General features: G+C 34.6%; 15 protein-coding genes and 1 tRNA gene. 6 read left to right on the top strand and 10 right to left on the bottom strand.

The window, feature by feature from the left end; translation table 11 throughout:
* Positions 1 to 85 precede the first annotated feature (85 nt).
* From CQA62_RS06170 to CQA62_RS06155, 4 genes are read left to right on the top strand one after another with little or no spacing between them, the layout of a single operon-like run.
* Positions 86 to 1054 (top strand): chemotaxis protein, encoded by a 969-nt coding sequence (locus CQA62_RS06170; RefSeq protein ID WP_104725215.1) that lies wholly within the window; start codon positions 86 to 88, stop codon positions 1052 to 1054.
* Complete coding sequence (locus tag CQA62_RS06165) at positions 1055 to 1600, top strand: hypothetical protein (protein WP_104725199.1); 546 nt, start codon at positions 1055 to 1057, stop codon at positions 1598 to 1600.
* Positions 1590 to 2792 (top strand): carboxynorspermidine decarboxylase, encoded by a 1203-nt coding sequence (nspC, locus tag CQA62_RS06160; RefSeq protein WP_104725200.1) that lies wholly within the window; start codon positions 1590 to 1592, stop codon positions 2790 to 2792. Before CQA62_RS06165 ends, nspC begins: the two co-directional genes overlap by 11 nt.
* Positions 2785 to 3771 carry a tRNA dihydrouridine synthase gene (locus CQA62_RS06155; protein WP_104725201.1) on the top strand — a complete coding sequence of 329 codons (987 nt, stop codon included), beginning with the start codon at positions 2785 to 2787 and terminating at the stop codon, positions 3769 to 3771. Before nspC ends, CQA62_RS06155 begins: the two co-directional genes overlap by 8 nt.
* On the opposite strand, the gene CQA62_RS06150 is transcribed toward CQA62_RS06155, so the two are convergent.
* From CQA62_RS06150 to CQA62_RS06130, 5 genes are all read right to left on the bottom strand, one after another.
* On the bottom strand, positions 3768 to 4409 hold the full coding sequence (locus CQA62_RS06150; protein ID WP_104725202.1) for a LysE family translocator: 642 nt from the start codon (positions 4407 to 4409) through the stop codon (positions 3768 to 3770). The genes CQA62_RS06155 and CQA62_RS06150 overlap by 4 nt on opposite strands.
* Positions 4410 to 4493: 84 nt before the next feature.
* Complete coding sequence (locus CQA62_RS06145) at positions 4494 to 5117, bottom strand: LutC/YkgG family protein (RefSeq protein ID WP_104725203.1); 624 nt, start codon at positions 5115 to 5117, stop codon at positions 4494 to 4496.
* Positions 5110 to 6534: a LutB/LldF family L-lactate oxidation iron-sulfur protein gene (locus CQA62_RS06140; protein ID WP_104725204.1), complete on the bottom strand. Its 1425-nt coding sequence runs from the start codon at positions 6532 to 6534 to the stop codon at positions 5110 to 5112. The genes CQA62_RS06145 and CQA62_RS06140 overlap by 8 nt, the downstream gene beginning before the upstream one ends.
* 11 nt (positions 6535 to 6545) lie before the next feature.
* On the bottom strand, positions 6546 to 7274 hold the full coding sequence (locus tag CQA62_RS06135; RefSeq protein ID WP_104725205.1) for a (Fe-S)-binding protein: 729 nt from the start codon (positions 7272 to 7274) through the stop codon (positions 6546 to 6548).
* Positions 7275 to 7282: 8 nt separating this feature from the next.
* The gene (locus tag CQA62_RS06130; RefSeq protein WP_104725206.1) at positions 7283 to 8911 is read right to left on the bottom strand and encodes an L-lactate permease; all 1629 of its coding nucleotides are present in this window, start codon (positions 8909 to 8911) and stop codon (positions 7283 to 7285) included.
* A 251-nt stretch (positions 8912 to 9162) separates the two neighbouring features.
* On the opposite strand from CQA62_RS06130, the gene CQA62_RS06125 reads away from it, so the two are divergent.
* Together CQA62_RS06125 and CQA62_RS06120 are read left to right on the top strand one after the other, a co-directional pair.
* A tRNA-Met gene (locus tag CQA62_RS06125) sits at positions 9163 to 9240 on the top strand.
* A 167-nt stretch (positions 9241 to 9407) separates the two neighbouring features.
* On the top strand, positions 9408 to 9587 hold the full coding sequence (locus tag CQA62_RS06120) for a hypothetical protein (protein ID WP_115585139.1): 180 nt from the start codon (positions 9408 to 9410) through the stop codon (positions 9585 to 9587).
* A gap of 21 nt (positions 9588 to 9608) precedes the next feature.
* On the opposite strand, the gene CQA62_RS06115 is transcribed toward CQA62_RS06120, so the two are convergent.
* The 5 genes from CQA62_RS06115 to CQA62_RS06095 all read right to left on the bottom strand — a co-directional run bounded on the left by CQA62_RS06115 (position 9609) and on the right by CQA62_RS06095 (position 14732).
* Positions 9609 to 10787, bottom strand: coding sequence for an acetate/propionate family kinase (locus CQA62_RS06115; RefSeq protein ID WP_104725208.1), 1179 nt, complete (start codon positions 10785 to 10787; stop codon positions 9609 to 9611).
* 25 nt (positions 10788 to 10812) lie between these two features.
* On the bottom strand, positions 10813 to 11730 hold the full coding sequence (locus CQA62_RS06110; RefSeq protein ID WP_104725209.1) for a bifunctional enoyl-CoA hydratase/phosphate acetyltransferase: 918 nt from the start codon (positions 11728 to 11730) through the stop codon (positions 10813 to 10815).
* An 89-nt stretch (positions 11731 to 11819) separates the two neighbouring features.
* Positions 11820 to 12788, bottom strand: coding sequence for a porphobilinogen synthase (hemB, locus tag CQA62_RS06105; protein ID WP_104725210.1), 969 nt, complete (start codon positions 12786 to 12788; stop codon positions 11820 to 11822).
* Positions 12778 to 14043 carry an ArsS family sensor histidine kinase gene (locus tag CQA62_RS06100; RefSeq protein ID WP_104725211.1) on the bottom strand — a complete coding sequence of 422 codons (1266 nt, stop codon included), beginning with the start codon at positions 14041 to 14043 and terminating at the stop codon, positions 12778 to 12780. The genes hemB and CQA62_RS06100 overlap by 11 nt, the downstream gene beginning before the upstream one ends.
* Positions 14043 to 14732 carry a response regulator transcription factor gene (locus CQA62_RS06095; RefSeq protein WP_104725212.1) on the bottom strand — a complete coding sequence of 230 codons (690 nt, stop codon included), beginning with the start codon at positions 14730 to 14732 and terminating at the stop codon, positions 14043 to 14045. The genes CQA62_RS06100 and CQA62_RS06095 overlap by 1 nt, the downstream gene beginning before the upstream one ends.
* Positions 14733 to 14988 lie beyond the last annotated feature (256 nt).

Here is a 14988-nt window from a genome sequence, read left to right as displayed (position 1 = left end):
CCAAAAATCCCTTTAGCATTCTTAGAATCTTGGGATTTTTGGAGTGTTTTTTGATAAAATTTCAAACCATAAATCTATAAAATGGATGGAAAATATGAATCTCTCAAGTATTGTTCAGGTTACAAATCTTCACAAAAATAATGAGCTTCAGCTCTTGTGCTTCTATCTTGAAAAAGATGGAGATATCTATGCAGTCAATGTTTTTAAGGTTCGCGAGATTATTAAATATAAAGGTTTAATCACCAAGGTAACCTATGAAAAAAATTCACTCATTGAGGGATTAATAACAATTCGTGGATTAAATATTCCTTTGATTGATATGAGAAAATGGTTTTATTTCAATAGCAATGAACCTCAAAAAGATCTTCAACCCTATGGTGTACAGCCTAATGATGGTGAAGAAATTATTATGATTTGTGAATTTTCACGCTGGACAGTTGGGGTAAGAATTTATCAAGCTGATCGAATTCTCAATAAAAAATGGGAAGAAATTGAACATGAGATTGACTTTAGCTCAGATTTGAGAAATGGAAAATTTGTGAGTCGCACTCAATACTTTGATGAGAGATTGGTTCAAATTGTAGATATTGAAAAAATGCTCATTGATGTCTTCCCATGGATTGAATCAGAAAAACAAAAAGAGCTTGAAACTCTTACAAAACTCAATATCAATAAAACAGTTTTACTTGCAGACGATAGCCCAATTGTGATTAAAACCATGCAAAATATTTTAGATTGTCTCCACGTTAAGTATTGTAGCTTCTACAATGGAAAAGCTCTACTTGACTATCTCAAAGCACCTACAACCAATCTTGATGAAATTGGTTTAATTATTACAGATCTAGAAATGCCAGAAGTCAGTGGTTTTGAGGTGATTAAACAAGTTAAAGCCAATCCTCTTACCTCTTCTATTCCTGTTGTTGTCAATTCTTCAATGAGTGGAAGTAGTAATGAAGATATGGCAATGAGCTTAGATGCAAATGGATTTGTTTCAAAATCTAATCCTAAAGAAATTGAAGATATTGTCAAACATTTCCTTCTTGAAGAAAAATAAATGTCAAGATTCTTGTTTGTCACTTTTTTATTTCTAAATTTTTGCTCACTTTATGCAGAAGAACAAAAGCCTAAACAAGAGCAAGAAGAAATGACACAAACTCAAAAATTATGGGGCAGAAAATTTCAAGCCAGTATTGCATATACTTACCTTAGCACTGGTCACCAAGGCTTAGATATTGGCTATGGGATTTGGGATTACAATAAAATGGGAATCCTTGCTGATATATTTGTCCCTGTGGATATCAACAAAAATAACAATAAACTCTATTTAATCTCTTTTTTTTGGGTATGGGATTGGACGCCTCTTAAATGGCTAAGTGTTTTACCAAAAGTTGGCTATGGAGCAAAGATTTTAGAGCGAAATAACCTTAATGCAAAGCAATATTATCTCTCTTGGGAGCCTACAATAGGACTTGATATAACCTTCAATATCAATAACTATTTTAAAATCTTTACTTCTTATACTTGGGCAATGTATAAAGACTTTGAAAATAATACCCTCAATATTAATGGAGGAAGCATAGGATTTCGCATTGCTTATTAAAATCCCTTCTCCTTGCTATGTACTAGAGGAACAAAAACTTTTACATAATCTCCAAATCTTAGATTCTGTGCAAAAAGCTAGTGGGGCAAAAATCCTTGTCGCACTCAAAGGCTTTGCATTTTGGAGAAGTTTTGATCTTTTAAAACCCTATCTTTGTGGAAGCACTGCAAGTGGATTGTATGAGGCAAGATTGGGGTATGAAACCTTAGGAGGAAGAGAGGAGGCAAAAGAGATTTGTGTCTTCTCTCCAGCTTATAAAGAAGAGGAAATTAAAGAACTTGTTAAAATTGCCACTCATATTATTTTTAATTCCTTTACACAATGGCAACGCTTTAAACATATCATCACACAAGCCAATGAAGAGCTTCAAGCAAAAGGAAAAACTCTGATTGAAGTGGGATTAAGGCTAAATCCCCTTTATAGTGAAGTCTCTCCAATGATCTACAATCCTTGCTCTCCTAAATCTCGTCTTGGAATCACACCCAGTGAATTTGAAAAAGGTGTTAAAGAATTTGGACTTGAGGGAGTGAGTGGGCTTCATTTTCATACCCATTGTGAGCAAGATAGTGATGTCTTACAACGCACACTTGATCACATCAAAGCTCATTTTGAACCCTATTTTTCAACAATGAAATGGATTAATCTTGGCGGAGGACACCATATCAGCAAAAAAGGCTACAATCTCTCTCTACTTATTTCTTTACTCAAAAACCTTAAAGAAAGCTATGGGGTAGAAGTATTTTTGGAGCCTGGAGAGGCTGTGGGGTGGCAATGTGGATTTCTTCTTGCAGAAGTTGTAGATATTGTGCAAAATGAGGGCAATATAGCAATTTTAGATGTTTCAGCCTCTGCACACATGCCTGATTGTCTTGAAATGCCTTATCGTCCAAAAGTAACCAAAATGAGTAATGGTGTGCTTGAAGAGGATTGTGGAGAAGGGGTTGGTCTCTTTACCTATCGCCTTGGGGGTAATACCTGCCTCTCTGGAGATGTAATTGGAGATTATAGTTTTAATACGCCCTTAGAGATTGGGGATAAGATCCTCTTTGATGATATGATTCATTACACCATTGTAAAAAATACTACCTTTAATGGTGTTCCCCTCCCCTCCCTTGGTGTGATTAAGGAGAATGGAGAGTTTGAGCTTTTAAAAAGTTTTGATTACTCTTATTACAAGGAACGCAATGGCTAAGATTGTATTTGACAATCTTTTAATGCTTGCTCCACTTGCTGGTTTTACAGATCTCCCCTTTCGCAGTGTAGTTAAAAAGTTTGGTGTGGACATTACAGTGAGTGAAATGATTAGTTCTCATGCCCTTGTATACCAAAGCAAAAAAACCCTTAAAATGCTTGAAAAATCTCCCTTTGAAACTCCATACTCCATTCAACTTTCAGGCTCAAAACCTGATGTGCTCACTCAAGCAGTGCAAATGCTCAATGATAGAGATGGTATTGATATTATTGACTTTAATTGTGGCTGCCCTGCCCCAAAAGTTTCTCATCATGGCAATGGAAGTGGATTACTTAAAGACCTAAATCAAATGGTTAAATGTCTACAAACTATTAAATCTACCTCAAATAAGCCCTATACAAGTGTAAAGGTGCGATTAGGCTTTGATCGCAAAATCCCCATTGAAATCGCTCATGCGATTAATGATAGTGGGGTAGATTTTTGTGTCGTGCATGGACGAACCAAAACCGATGGATACAAAAAAGATCGCATTGATTATGAAAGTATTAAAATGATGAAAGAAGTCATCAATGTCCCTTTAATTGCCAATGGAGAAATTAATTCCCCTTCAAAAGCCAAAGAAGTATTGCAAACAACAGGTGCTAATGGTGTAATGATTGGTCGCGCAGCACTTAATGCTCCTTGGATTTTTTGGCAAATCAAAAACAATACTGAACAAATCCCTACAATGCTTAAAAAAGAATTAATTTTAGAGCACTTTGATTTAATGGTGGAGTTTTATGGTGAATTTGGTTGTGTCATGTTTAGAAAAAATCTCCATGCTTATGCCAAAGGACATCAAGGAGCAAGTGAATATCGCAATGAAGTTAATAATATACGAGATCCTAAAGTGATGAGAGAGAGTATATTAAGATTTTTTGACTCCTCTTCTCTCACCCCTCTCCCCTCACTTGTGCATTTGAACAAAAAAAGTATTTAAAAAAGTTTTTGGATTGAGTGAATCACAAGCTCTATTCCAACTGCTCCAAAAATAATAATGGCTAAAATATCAATAATCTTAGAATATTTTAAAAATAGATTAAAAAATCTTTTAATGCTAAAGACTTGAGCAACAAAGCTAAACCAAAGTGTGGGAATAATGAGCATCATTAAAAATAAAATTAAATTATTTTCTAATGGAGTGTGAGGAGGCAAAGCACTTAAAATCACACTTACAAAAATAGGTGCTTTAGGATTAGAGAGATTGGTGAGCACTCCATAAAAAAAGCCTTTTTTTGTACTGCCTTGACTTTGATAATCTTGAGGATTGGGTGTAGGCGCAAAGAGTGAAGGAAGCATTTTGAGTGTCATATAAATCAGATAACTTCCCCCAACGAATTTCACCCAATCAAAAAATGAAGTTTTAGAAAGTATGCCAATAAGAAAAAAACCTACAATAAGCCATACCAAGGTCCCCACCACAATTCCAAAAACACATGCTAGAGCATAAGGCCTTCCTTCTTTTATTGAGCTAGAAATCACTAAAAACATATCAGGTCCAGGCATCATCACCGCCAAAATCCAAATACTCAAAATATCAATAAATGCCTTTTTATTAGCAATAAAAAAATCTAACATCAAAAACCTTGGTGGAAAAATAGATAAGGAATTTTACACTTTTACAGAAGAAAAAGGAAACTCTGCAAAGAGAACTTTGCAGAATCAATAAAGAACAATATATACGCTCTGAGGGCCATGCACTCCAAAAACAACTTGCAATTCAATATCAGCCGTTCTTGAAGGACCTGCGATAAAAAGAATATTGCTAGGTAAAATATTGGGGTGCTGAGCTTTGATTGTTTGCAAGACTTCAGACATATTGCCTAAAATTTTCTCTTTTTTCAAAAGAATGATATTGCAACGTGTAATGAGCGAAAGAAGTCTTGCTTGGGTTGGAGAAGAGATGACTGAAACAATCCCAAGATTGCTCACACCAAAATCTGCTTGCAAAATTGAACAATCTATATTGAAAAGTTTATCTTTCATCTCTTCAATACTCTTGTCATAGTTAATCTTTTGAACACTGAGCTCAAGATATGCAAGACTTGTTGGCACCAAAATACTCTCAATTTTTTCTTTTTGTAAGATCTCTTCTATAACTTTTAAGATTTGAGATTCCTCACTCTCAATCACCTCAGCCTTATTGGCCCTTTGGGCACGAATGTATTCTGTAATCCTCTCTTGCTCAATAGGGATAATAATATCTCTATAACTTCCACTTTCATGTTGGATTGGATTTTTTTTGAGTGCGTCTTGGACTTTATGCAGAATTCTTTCTTTACTCATAAATTACTCCTTCCATTTTTTTTACTTCTGATTGGAAGTTTGCATCAAGTTTTGGAAATGCTCGGCAAGATGTCCATTGCTTAAGCCCTGGGATCAGAGAGGCAAAAGGTTTGGCAAATGAACCAAAAAGATTAATATTCCACATGAGCACTCTCCACATCCAAGGTGTTGTAGCAAGCCAAGCAAATATTCCAAATGATGCTTTCTCAACCCTCTTATTTGGAATGTGATTAATCCCTAAGATCTTCTCTTTTTTCTCTTTGACTTTTTCATATCGCAAATCTCTAATCATTTCTGCGAGTGGAATTTTCACAGGACAAACCTCAGAACATCGTCCACAAAGTGAACAGAGGTTAAGGATATAACCATATTTATCAATCCCAAAAAGCTGAGGAGAAATAACTTCTCCAATAGGTCCTGGATAAGTCGCACCATAGGCATGACCTCCAATTTTGTCATAGACTGGACAGTGATTCATACAAGACCCACAACGAATACAACTTAAAGCTTTTGCATAATGTTTATGGGAGAGAATATCACTTCTGTGATTATCCAATAAAATCACATGCACTTCTTTTGGACCATCCAAATCCCCTTCTTTTCTAGGAGAAGTGATGATATTATTGTAACAAGTGATGCTCTGGCCTGTAGCTGAGGGGATAAGCAGGGTATCTAAAATCACAGCATCATCAAATTTTTCTACAATTTTTTCAATCCCACAAATTGCTACATGGATATCAGGGACAGTCGTGCTCATTCTCCCATTTCCTTCATTCTCAAGCAGCCAAATTGCTCCTTCATCAGCGATTGCAAAATTTACCCCTGAAAGTCCCATTTTAAAAGTTTTAAATTCTTTTCTTAAATGTGTTCTTGCCACTGCATTAAGATCTTTTGGCTCACTAAAGCGCTCAACCTTAAGATGTTTTTCAAAAATCTCTCCGATTTCATAGCGATTTTTATGAATTGCAGGCACAACAATATGCACAGGTGGCTCGTCAATAAGTTGGATAATAATCTCACCTAAATCTGTCTCAATTGCCTTAATACCTCGATGTTGCAAATAGTGATTAAGATGGATTTCCTCGCTTGCCATAGATTTACCCTTAAGGATTGTATCAACATTATTTTCTTTGGCAATATTGTAGATAATCTCATTAGCCTCATTAGGATTACTTGCCCAATGCACTTTAATTCCATTTTCACTTGCTTTTTTCTCAAATCTCTCTAAAAGTTCAGGAAGTCTTGAAAGAGTATTTTGTTTGACTTTTCTTCCCTCTTCTCTCAGTGTTTCCCAATCAGCATATCGCTCCGCAATAAGTTTTTTACGATTGGTTTGAAGCATGCTCATTGCATATTCTAGATTTTCCCTAAGCTGTTTATCGTGTAATTTTTGTGAAATAAGTTCTTTTGAATTCATCTTTTTTCTCCTTACGCTAAACCAACGCGTTGGGCTAGAAATTCATAGAGATGCATAGGCTTAACAGGGGCATTAATCTTTTGCAATGCTCCAGCAATATTAAGCAAACATCCCCCATCTCCCGAGATAATGTATTCCACATCTTTACTCATAATATCTTTAACCTTTCTCTCCACCATCGCTTGACTTACTTCTGGTTCTTTAATGCTAAAAGTTCCACCAAAACCACAACACTCTTCCTCTTTATCAAGCTCAATAAGAGTGACATTTTTAAGCATTCTAAGAAGTTTTTTTGAGCTCTCTGTGCAACGTGCAATTCTTAAGGCATGGCAGTTAGAATGCCAAGTTACTTTGACAGGGTCTCCCTGATCTTTAAGGGTAACACCAAGATTTTCAATTAAAAAATCACTCAAATCAAAAACACGATTACTAAACTCTCTTACCCTATCTTCTTGATTTGTCTCTTCAAAAAGATGATGATAATCATGCATCATCATTCCAGCACAAGAACCAGAAGGGACAATAATAGGATAAGGTTTGCTAAAGAGCTCAAGATTCTTTAAAGCAACTCTGCGAGTTTCATCATAATAGCCTGAGTTATAGCTTGGTTGCCCGCAACAAGTTTGATCTTTTTTATAAATCACCTCTACACCAAAATACTGTAAAAGCTTAATTGAGCTAATTAGGGCCTTAGAGTAAGCTACACCTCCAAGACAGGTTCCAAAAAAATATGCCTTCATTTTCTCTCCTACAATAAAAATACAGCAATACTCACAGTAATAACACAATAAAGCAGACAAGGTAAAATATTATAAGTGAGCAGTCGATGCTCTCCTTTACCTATTAATCCCACTGTTGCGCAAACTGCAACAATATTGTTGATACAAATCATATTTCCTGCCGCACCTCCAATATTTTGAAGTGCCATAATGACTTGTGTTTTAAGCCCTACAAGCTGAGCTGCTTCAAATTGCAATGGGGCAAAAAGAAGATTTGAAACAGTATTCGATCCTGAGAAAAAGGCTCCCAAAACCCCTATAAGTGGTGCAACTATAACATAAGCTTGTCCAGAAATATCTGCAAAGAACTTAGCCATCATTCTAAGCATAGAATCTAAATGTTCGGGATTATTTCCAGTATTTAACATAAGTTGAACCATTGCAACACCTGCACAAAGTGGAATAACTGCTTTTCCTACCTGTTTAAATGTAGTACTCCAAGCCTCTTTAACCTCATTAATATCCATCTTATGTAAGAAGATTGTTAAAATTGCCACCAAAATAAAAGGAACAATTCCAGGAAGATAAGCATAAGAGAAGCTATATGCAGTATTGGCTACGTCAAAAATGGGAGGAAAAGAAATTTTAAGTGCTACAAGTTTTTCTTTTAAACCAAATTGGGGAATCCTTGTTGCAACAAGGATAAGAGAAATAAGCAAGTAAGGCACCCATGCTAAAAAAATTCCAATCTTTTTATGTTCTTTTGGCTCTTCTTTTTTCTGGCTTCCTACCCAAAAATCAGGCCACTTATTACTTAAATCAAAATCCCAAGTTTGCTTAGGAACAAGAAAGCCTGTTTTTGCTGCAAAAACAAGAATCCCAAGACAAATCAAACCTCCAATGAGTGAAGGAATTTCAAATCCACCATATTTTGCAATCAAAAGGTAAGGGATAATAAACATAATAGAAGAGAAAATGGAGAAAGGAATAATAGGTAATGCATCCTTAAAACTCTTATTCTTTCCAAAAAACTTTACAAGCATAAACACAACCAATGTTGGCACGACCATTGCTGCAAATGAGTGAATAAAAGCTGTTAGAAATGTAACTTCTGACATATAGCCATCAATTCCACTTCCCACAAGCTGGGCAACCGAAGTTTTAATTCCATTTGTTGGAGTTCCAACAGCTCCAAAACTTACAGGGCTTGAGTTCATAATCAACGCTCCCATTGCAGCTGCAAGGGCTGGAAACCCCAAACCAACAAGAAGTGGAGCTGCAAGGGCTGCTGGTGTTCCAAATCCTGCAGCACCCTCAATAAATGCACCAAATGCCCAACCAATAATAATGATTTGAATTCTTCTATCAGTTGAAATGGAGTTAAATGCACGATTAATTGAATCCATTCCTCCACTATATTTAAGGGTATTAAGAATAAGAATTGCGCCAAAAACAATCACCAAGATATCAAATGTCTTAAGCAGTCCAAACAATATATATGCGCTTATAGCAGTTAGATCCATCTTCCAAAAACCAAAAGCAATTACAATACTCAGAACTAGTGCCAATCCAAGTGAAAGGGCCGAAGATTTTCGTAATCCAATCATCATAACAAGAATTAATATAATAGGTAAAAATGCCAATGCTGTATAGAACATTTTTCCTCCTTATTAAAAAGTTTAAAAAATCATTTCCATTCTATTTTATTTTTTACTTTTTCTTATAAAATTTTTACACTTTTTTTTATTTTTTAAGAATTATGTTTCTAGTAGTAACATTTTTGACCTTTACACCTTGAGATATCATCATTAAACTACTCATCTTTAAGTTTTTATAAATAAACTCAAGTTGACTCTTGATTTTTTTTTACTTTTTTTATAAACTTTCAGTCTCTATAACATTTAATTATGTCAAGGTAGCTCAGCTGGTTTAGAGCGCTGGTCTCATAAGCCGGAGGTCGGGGGTTCAAGTCCCCCTCTTGACACCATTCCTCGATTAAATCCCCAATTTATTTCTATATTTTCTTGACTTTTATCTTTAATCTTATTCTCCAAAAAACATTGATTTTTTTCAGAAAATTAGTTACACTAAAAGAAATCTGAAACAGAAAGAGGAATTGAAAAATTTTAGAAAATCTCTTTCAGAATTAGTATTATGATTGGAAAAGATGTAAATTTTAAATCTTTAAGGGGAACTCATGCACGATTATTGTATGAAGATATTCCTTTGGATGCGATTGGATTCTCTATTAGGGTAGAACTCATTCATTCTGCATTGATCGACTTTGGTGTAGGGCTAAAACATATTGCGCAAGCTTTGCCTACAAGAAAATAACCCCCTATTTTCTTTATAAAGCTACTTGCTTAATCTCATTGTATCAAGCACAATCATAAGCTCTTCATTTGTTGGGATTGCAAAGACTGAAACTTGGCTATCATTGGCATTAATTTGCTCTACTCCCCTTGTATTATTCTTATTGTCATCAATCCTAATTCCAAGATAAGAGAGGGTTTTACACACACAGTCTCTAAAATATGCACTATTCTCCCCAACACCTGCTGTAAAAACTATTGCATCTACACCACCAAGGCTCACTGTCAGTCTTGCAATCTCCTCAGATACACGATAATACATAAAATCTATAGCTCTCTTAGCACCTTCATTTTTATCTATATTCATTTCAAGTGTATAGAAATTTGAGCTAAATTCAGAAAGCCCACCTACTCCGCTTTTATAATAGAGAAAATCTCTAATCTCATCAACTCCATATCCTTTATTTTCCATCAAATAAAGCAAGATTCCTGGATCAATGCTTCCTGGACGTGTTCCCATACTTACACCATCAAGAGCCGTAAATCCCATTGTTGTCATAACTGATTTTCCCTCCTTAATCGCACAAAGAGAAGCACCAGAACCAATATGAGCAATAATTACTCTTTGATTTGCAACTTCAGGATATTTTTCTTTAAGGACTTTTGCAATGTAAGCATACGAAGTCCCATGCATTCCATAGCGTCTTACACCTTCTTTATAGAGTGCATAAGGGATTGCATACAATGTTGCATTTCCCTGCATTGTTTGATGAAATGCAGTATCAAATACTGCAACTTGTGGAATATTTGGAAATTTCTCTCTTAAAAGTTTAATCACTCTAAGATTATGAGGTTGATGCAATGGAGCCAGAGGAACAAGGCTCTCAATATCCGCAACTACCTTATCAGTAATTAATGCTGATTCTTTAAAAATAGTTCCACCATGCACTACGCGATGTCCACAAGCTTTAATTGTATAATCTTTATAAGTCTCCATAATCCAAGCAAAAAGATAATCAAGTACCAAGGCATGATTATGTGCCTCTTTCTCACTCCACTTATATTCTGCAAGTGTGTTGCCCTGTGCATCTTTTGCCTTAAAGCTTGGAGCAAGATCAATTCCTTCAACTTGTCCTGAAGCAATTGCTTGAGTTTGGGTATCAAAAATTTTAAATTTCAAACTTGAACTTCCCGCATTAATCACTAAAATCATTTCTTTCATATTTTTACTCCTCTTCTAAAAAATATTATTCACTTGCTAAAACTGCCAAAGCCGAACTTGCTACTCTTGCTTCTGCATTATCTGCCCTTGAAGTCAAAATAACTGGCACTTTTGCACCCAACACAACCCCTGCAACTTTTGCATAAGCGAGATATACAAGAGCTTTAAAGAGAATATTTCCTGCCTCAATTTGTGGGGCAATTAAAATATCTGGATCACCACAAACTTCAGAATCAATCTTTTTAATCTTTGCTGAAACTGCTGAAATCGCATTATCAAATGCTAAAGGTCCATAAATAAGAGCATTAGCTACTTCTGTTTTTGCCCTTTGAGTAAGCTCATGAGCCTCTATGGAACTAGGAATTTTTTCATAAGGCATTTCAACTGCACTCAAAAGCCCAACCTTTGGGGTTTGGATTCCAAGTTTATGGGCTAAATCAACTGTGTTTTTAATAATGCTCATTTTTGCATTAATATCAGGGGCAATATTAATTGCTGCATCTGCAATAAAAAGTGCTTTATGATAAGCTGGAATATCAAGAATAAAAGCATGGGTAATACTTCGATCTGTTCTAAGATTTGCATCTCTTTTAACCACTGCACTCATAATGTCATTTGTGTGAAGATTGCCCTTCATAATTGCCCTGACTTCACCTTTTGTAGCAAGCTCGGCAGCTTTTGTTGCTGTATCCTTATCTTCAATAATATTAATAATCTCAAAAGCGGAAATATCTAGCCCAAATTCTTTGGCTGTTGCATTAATCTTGTTCTCATCTCCAATTAAAATTGGATCAATTAATCCAGCATTATAAGAATCCACGACTCCACTTAAGCTTGTTTCATCAGTTGGCTGAGCAACAGAAACCCTAATTCTTCCCTTTTCTTTTGCTTTATTTAAAATATTATCAAAGACATTGTATGCCCTGCCTTGTAATTGTTGCATTCTGACTCCTTAATCATAGTTTTTATTAATTATACGACTTAAATTTAAGAATGCTTATAATGTTTTAAAAAAATAAACTTTTTTGAGTTTTATCCCCAAAGATCACTTTTTAACAACCTTGCAACCTCTTTTGTGTGGTAACTAATAATAATATTTGCTCCCGCTCTCTTAAAACTGATCATCGTCTCCATCACAACTTTTTCATAATCTATAATTCCTGCCTCTCCTGCGAGTTTAAGCATGCTATACTCTCCGCTCACATTATAAAGTGCCAATGGAAGTAAACTTGCTTCTGCGATATCACGCACAATATCCAAATATGCCAAAGCTGGCTTAACCATTAAAATATCTGCGCCCTCACTCTCATCAAGCAAACTCTCTCTAATCGCCTCTTTACGATTTGCACCATCTTCTTGATAAGTTCTTCTATCTCCAAAACTAGGGGTAGATTGAGCTACATCTCTGAAGGGACCATAATATGCACTTGCAAATTTTGTTGAATAGCTCATAATTGGCAAATGAATAAATCCTGCATCATCAAGAGTTTTTCTTAAATATGCCGTAGTATGATCCATCATTCCACTAGGAGCTATCATATCCGCTCCTGCTCGTGCTAAGTCAAGTGCTTGCGTTCCCAAAATCTCAAGTGTTTCATCATTATTCACACTCTGTCCTTGCAAGATTCCACAATGTCCATGACTTGTATATTCACAAAAACATAAATCCACACTCACAAACATAGAAGGGTATTTTTCTTTAATTGCTTTTACTGCTCTTGCTACAATACTATCTCCTAAAGCAGAGCTTCCTCTTTCATCTTTATGGGATGGAATCCCAAAAAGTAAAATATTATAAATCCCCAAATCCATCAAATCTCTACACTCTTGCAAAATATAGTTAATGCTCATTTGATAGACATCGGGCATTGAAGCAACAGGAATTTTGCAATCATTTTGATCAATCACAAAAAGAGGATAGATAAATTGTGCAATATCTAATCTCGTTTCTCTTACTAAATCCCGCATTCTAGGATTCATTCTAAGTCGTCTAAGTCTCATTTCTTTTTCCTTTTATTTTGCAAGAATTCTCAACAACACAGCCATGGATAATGAAATGGTTAAATCCATTTTCATACTCATAAGTAATGTCAAATTTTTGAGATTCTAAGACATTTTTAATGATATAAAGTCCCAAACCAAAACCTTGAGAATTATTCTCTTTAAAGTAGGGTTTGAAATATTCGCTAAATTCTGCTTTGAGTGGCTTACCTTTATTACTTACTACAAGATTTTGCATTTGGGACTTAATATACACCTTTTTATCTTCCCCATACTTAATAGCATTATCAAAAAGATTTTTAAGTGCAAGGGTAAAAAGCTCAAAATCTGCCTTAATAAGATCATTCTCATCTTGAAGAACAATTCTCTCCTCATGATCAATCAATAACATTATCTTTGTTTCATTAATTGCTTCACTTAAAAGAAATTCTCTTTTTTTGATTTTATAAGTTTTAGAATTCATCTGTTCAAGTTTGGCAAATTCAGTAATCAAATCTCCTAATCGTGTAAAAACAGAGTTCAATCTTTCCTTAGCTACTCCATTTTCAAGCATTGCAGTAATCAATCTTCCCTTAGTAATAGGAGTATTAAGTTCATGCATAATTGAACGTAAAAACAAAGCCCTTGATTCATTTAAAGCTCTGATCTTTGCTACAGCATTATCAAACTCCTGAGCAAGCTCACCAATTTCATCACGCTGATCTAAACGGCAAGAAATATCTAAATCCCCTTCAGCAAATTTCTTAATATTGGAGTGTAAAAACTTAAGGGGAAAGAAAGCTCTTAGCAATAAAACAAACATAAAGGATAATACAACAATCGCAACCAAGGTAATAATATAGAAATTTAGAAACGAATTATTAGGAGAGTATTTAAAAAGCCATGCTTTTTTATCTGTTTGAAGCAAAATATAAATCCCACTATCAGTTTTAAGCGTTTTTGCAAAAACTCCTTGAAAATTTGGAGGGAGGGGATTAGTGTTAATCAGCTGTTCTTTAATGCGTGGCTCAAGTGTTGCCTTAAATCCAAATTCTTCAAGATATTGATAAACTTCATCAATATCTTGGCTCTCACGGACAATTGGAGAAATGGTACTGATAAAATAGCGATAACGTAGCTCCTCTCTTTGATTATCTTGCTCTATTTGATCTTTGATAAAATAAAAAGAAAATCCTAAAAAACTTAACAGTGCAAAAAGAAAAAGTCCACCAATTTTAATAAAGATTGAACTATCAAGTAAAAATCTTTTAAACATTAGCGATTGATTTCAACCTTATAGCCTACCCCTCGCACTGAGATAATATACTCAGGTGTTTTTGGATTTTGTTCAATTTTAGCTCTCAATCTTCCAATAATTACATCAATACTCTTATTGGAGCTTTCTGGATTGATTGATTTTGTTTCAATTGCAATAGATTCTCTTGAAAAAACTTGTCCCACTTTGCTTAATAGTAAAGACATAATCTCATATTCTGCCTTTGTAAGCTCTAATCTCTTACCCTTAAAAAGGATTTCTCGACTTTCAGGACGCACTTCAAAAATATCTTGGTGATCTTTTCTTTGTTTTTCTTCTTGAGATTTTGCATTATATCGTCTAAGAACAGAATGAATTCTTGCTACAAGTTCTTGAGGATCATAAGGCTTAGGAATATAATCATCTGCCCCAAGCTCCAAAGCTTTAATCTTATCATTAACATCATTTCTGGCTGAAGAGATAATAATAGGAATATTTTTTTGCTTAATTACTCTCTCGCAAACCTCAAGTCCGTCAAGATTAGGTAAAGTCAAATCAAGCAAGAGCAAATCAAACTTTTTAGCATTCACTGCACTCATTCCTGTATAAGGCTCATCATAGCTTGTAACATTCATATCATGTTTTCTTAGATACTCTCCTAAAATCTCTGCAAGTTCTACATCATCTTCAATCATTAAAATTTCTAACATTCTCACACCTTATAAACATAAATCAAATAATGTTTTTTATCATAACCAAAAAAATTTAAAAGTTAGTTTCAGAGGAAAAAATATTTGATTTTAACAATTCTGCAATGAAACCTCTTAGATAAATCTAAAAGATTATAAAAATTAGAAGAAAAATTCAAAATTTTATGAACATCTCTGTAAATTTTAGTGTAAGATTGATTAATTTAAGATTTGATTTTGTCTAAGCTTTTATTTAGGTTGCCTTTAAAAAAAGGAG

It is taken from the genome of Helicobacter cholecystus (genome assembly GCF_003364215.1).
Lineage (GTDB): Bacteria > Campylobacterota > Campylobacteria > Campylobacterales > Helicobacteraceae > Helicobacter_G > Helicobacter_G cholecystus.
The sequence above is the reverse complement of the archived record's forward strand: the minus strand, read 5'-3'. Positions and strand labels throughout refer to the sequence as shown.

Coding starts and splice junctions, on each gene's coding strand:
- CQA62_RS06170 (WP_104725215.1), top strand. CDS start 86: ATGGAAAATATGAATCTCTCAAGTATTGTTCAGGTTACAAATCTTCAC.
- CQA62_RS06165 (WP_104725199.1), top strand. CDS start 1,055: ATGTCAAGATTCTTGTTTGTCACTTTTTTATTTCTAAATTTTTGCTCA.
- CQA62_RS06155 (WP_104725201.1), top strand. CDS start 2,785: ATGGCTAAGATTGTATTTGACAATCTTTTAATGCTTGCTCCACTTGCT.
- CQA62_RS06150 (WP_104725202.1), bottom strand. CDS start 4,409: ATGTTAGATTTTTTTATTGCTAATAAAAAGGCATTTATTGATATTTTG.
- CQA62_RS06145 (WP_104725203.1), bottom strand. CDS start 5,117: ATGAGTAAAGAAAGAATTCTGCATAAAGTCCAAGACGCACTCAAAAAA.
- CQA62_RS06140 (WP_104725204.1), bottom strand. CDS start 6,534: ATGAATTCAAAAGAACTTATTTCACAAAAATTACACGATAAACAGCTT.
- CQA62_RS06135 (WP_104725205.1), bottom strand. CDS start 7,274: ATGAAGGCATATTTTTTTGGAACCTGTCTTGGAGGTGTAGCTTACTCT.
- CQA62_RS06130 (WP_104725206.1), bottom strand. CDS start 8,911: ATGTTCTATACAGCATTGGCATTTTTACCTATTATATTAATTCTTGTT.
- CQA62_RS06120 (WP_115585139.1), top strand. CDS start 9,408: ATGATTGGAAAAGATGTAAATTTTAAATCTTTAAGGGGAACTCATGCA.
- CQA62_RS06115 (WP_104725208.1), bottom strand. CDS start 10,787: ATGAAAGAAATGATTTTAGTGATTAATGCGGGAAGTTCAAGTTTGAAA.
- CQA62_RS06110 (WP_104725209.1), bottom strand. CDS start 11,730: ATGCAACAATTACAAGGCAGGGCATACAATGTCTTTGATAATATTTTA.
- hemB (WP_104725210.1), bottom strand. CDS start 12,788: ATGAGACTTAGACGACTTAGAATGAATCCTAGAATGCGGGATTTAGTA.
- CQA62_RS06100 (WP_104725211.1), bottom strand. CDS start 14,043: ATGTTTAAAAGATTTTTACTTGATAGTTCAATCTTTATTAAAATTGGT.
- CQA62_RS06095 (WP_104725212.1), bottom strand. CDS start 14,732: ATGTTAGAAATTTTAATGATTGAAGATGATGTAGAACTTGCAGAGATT.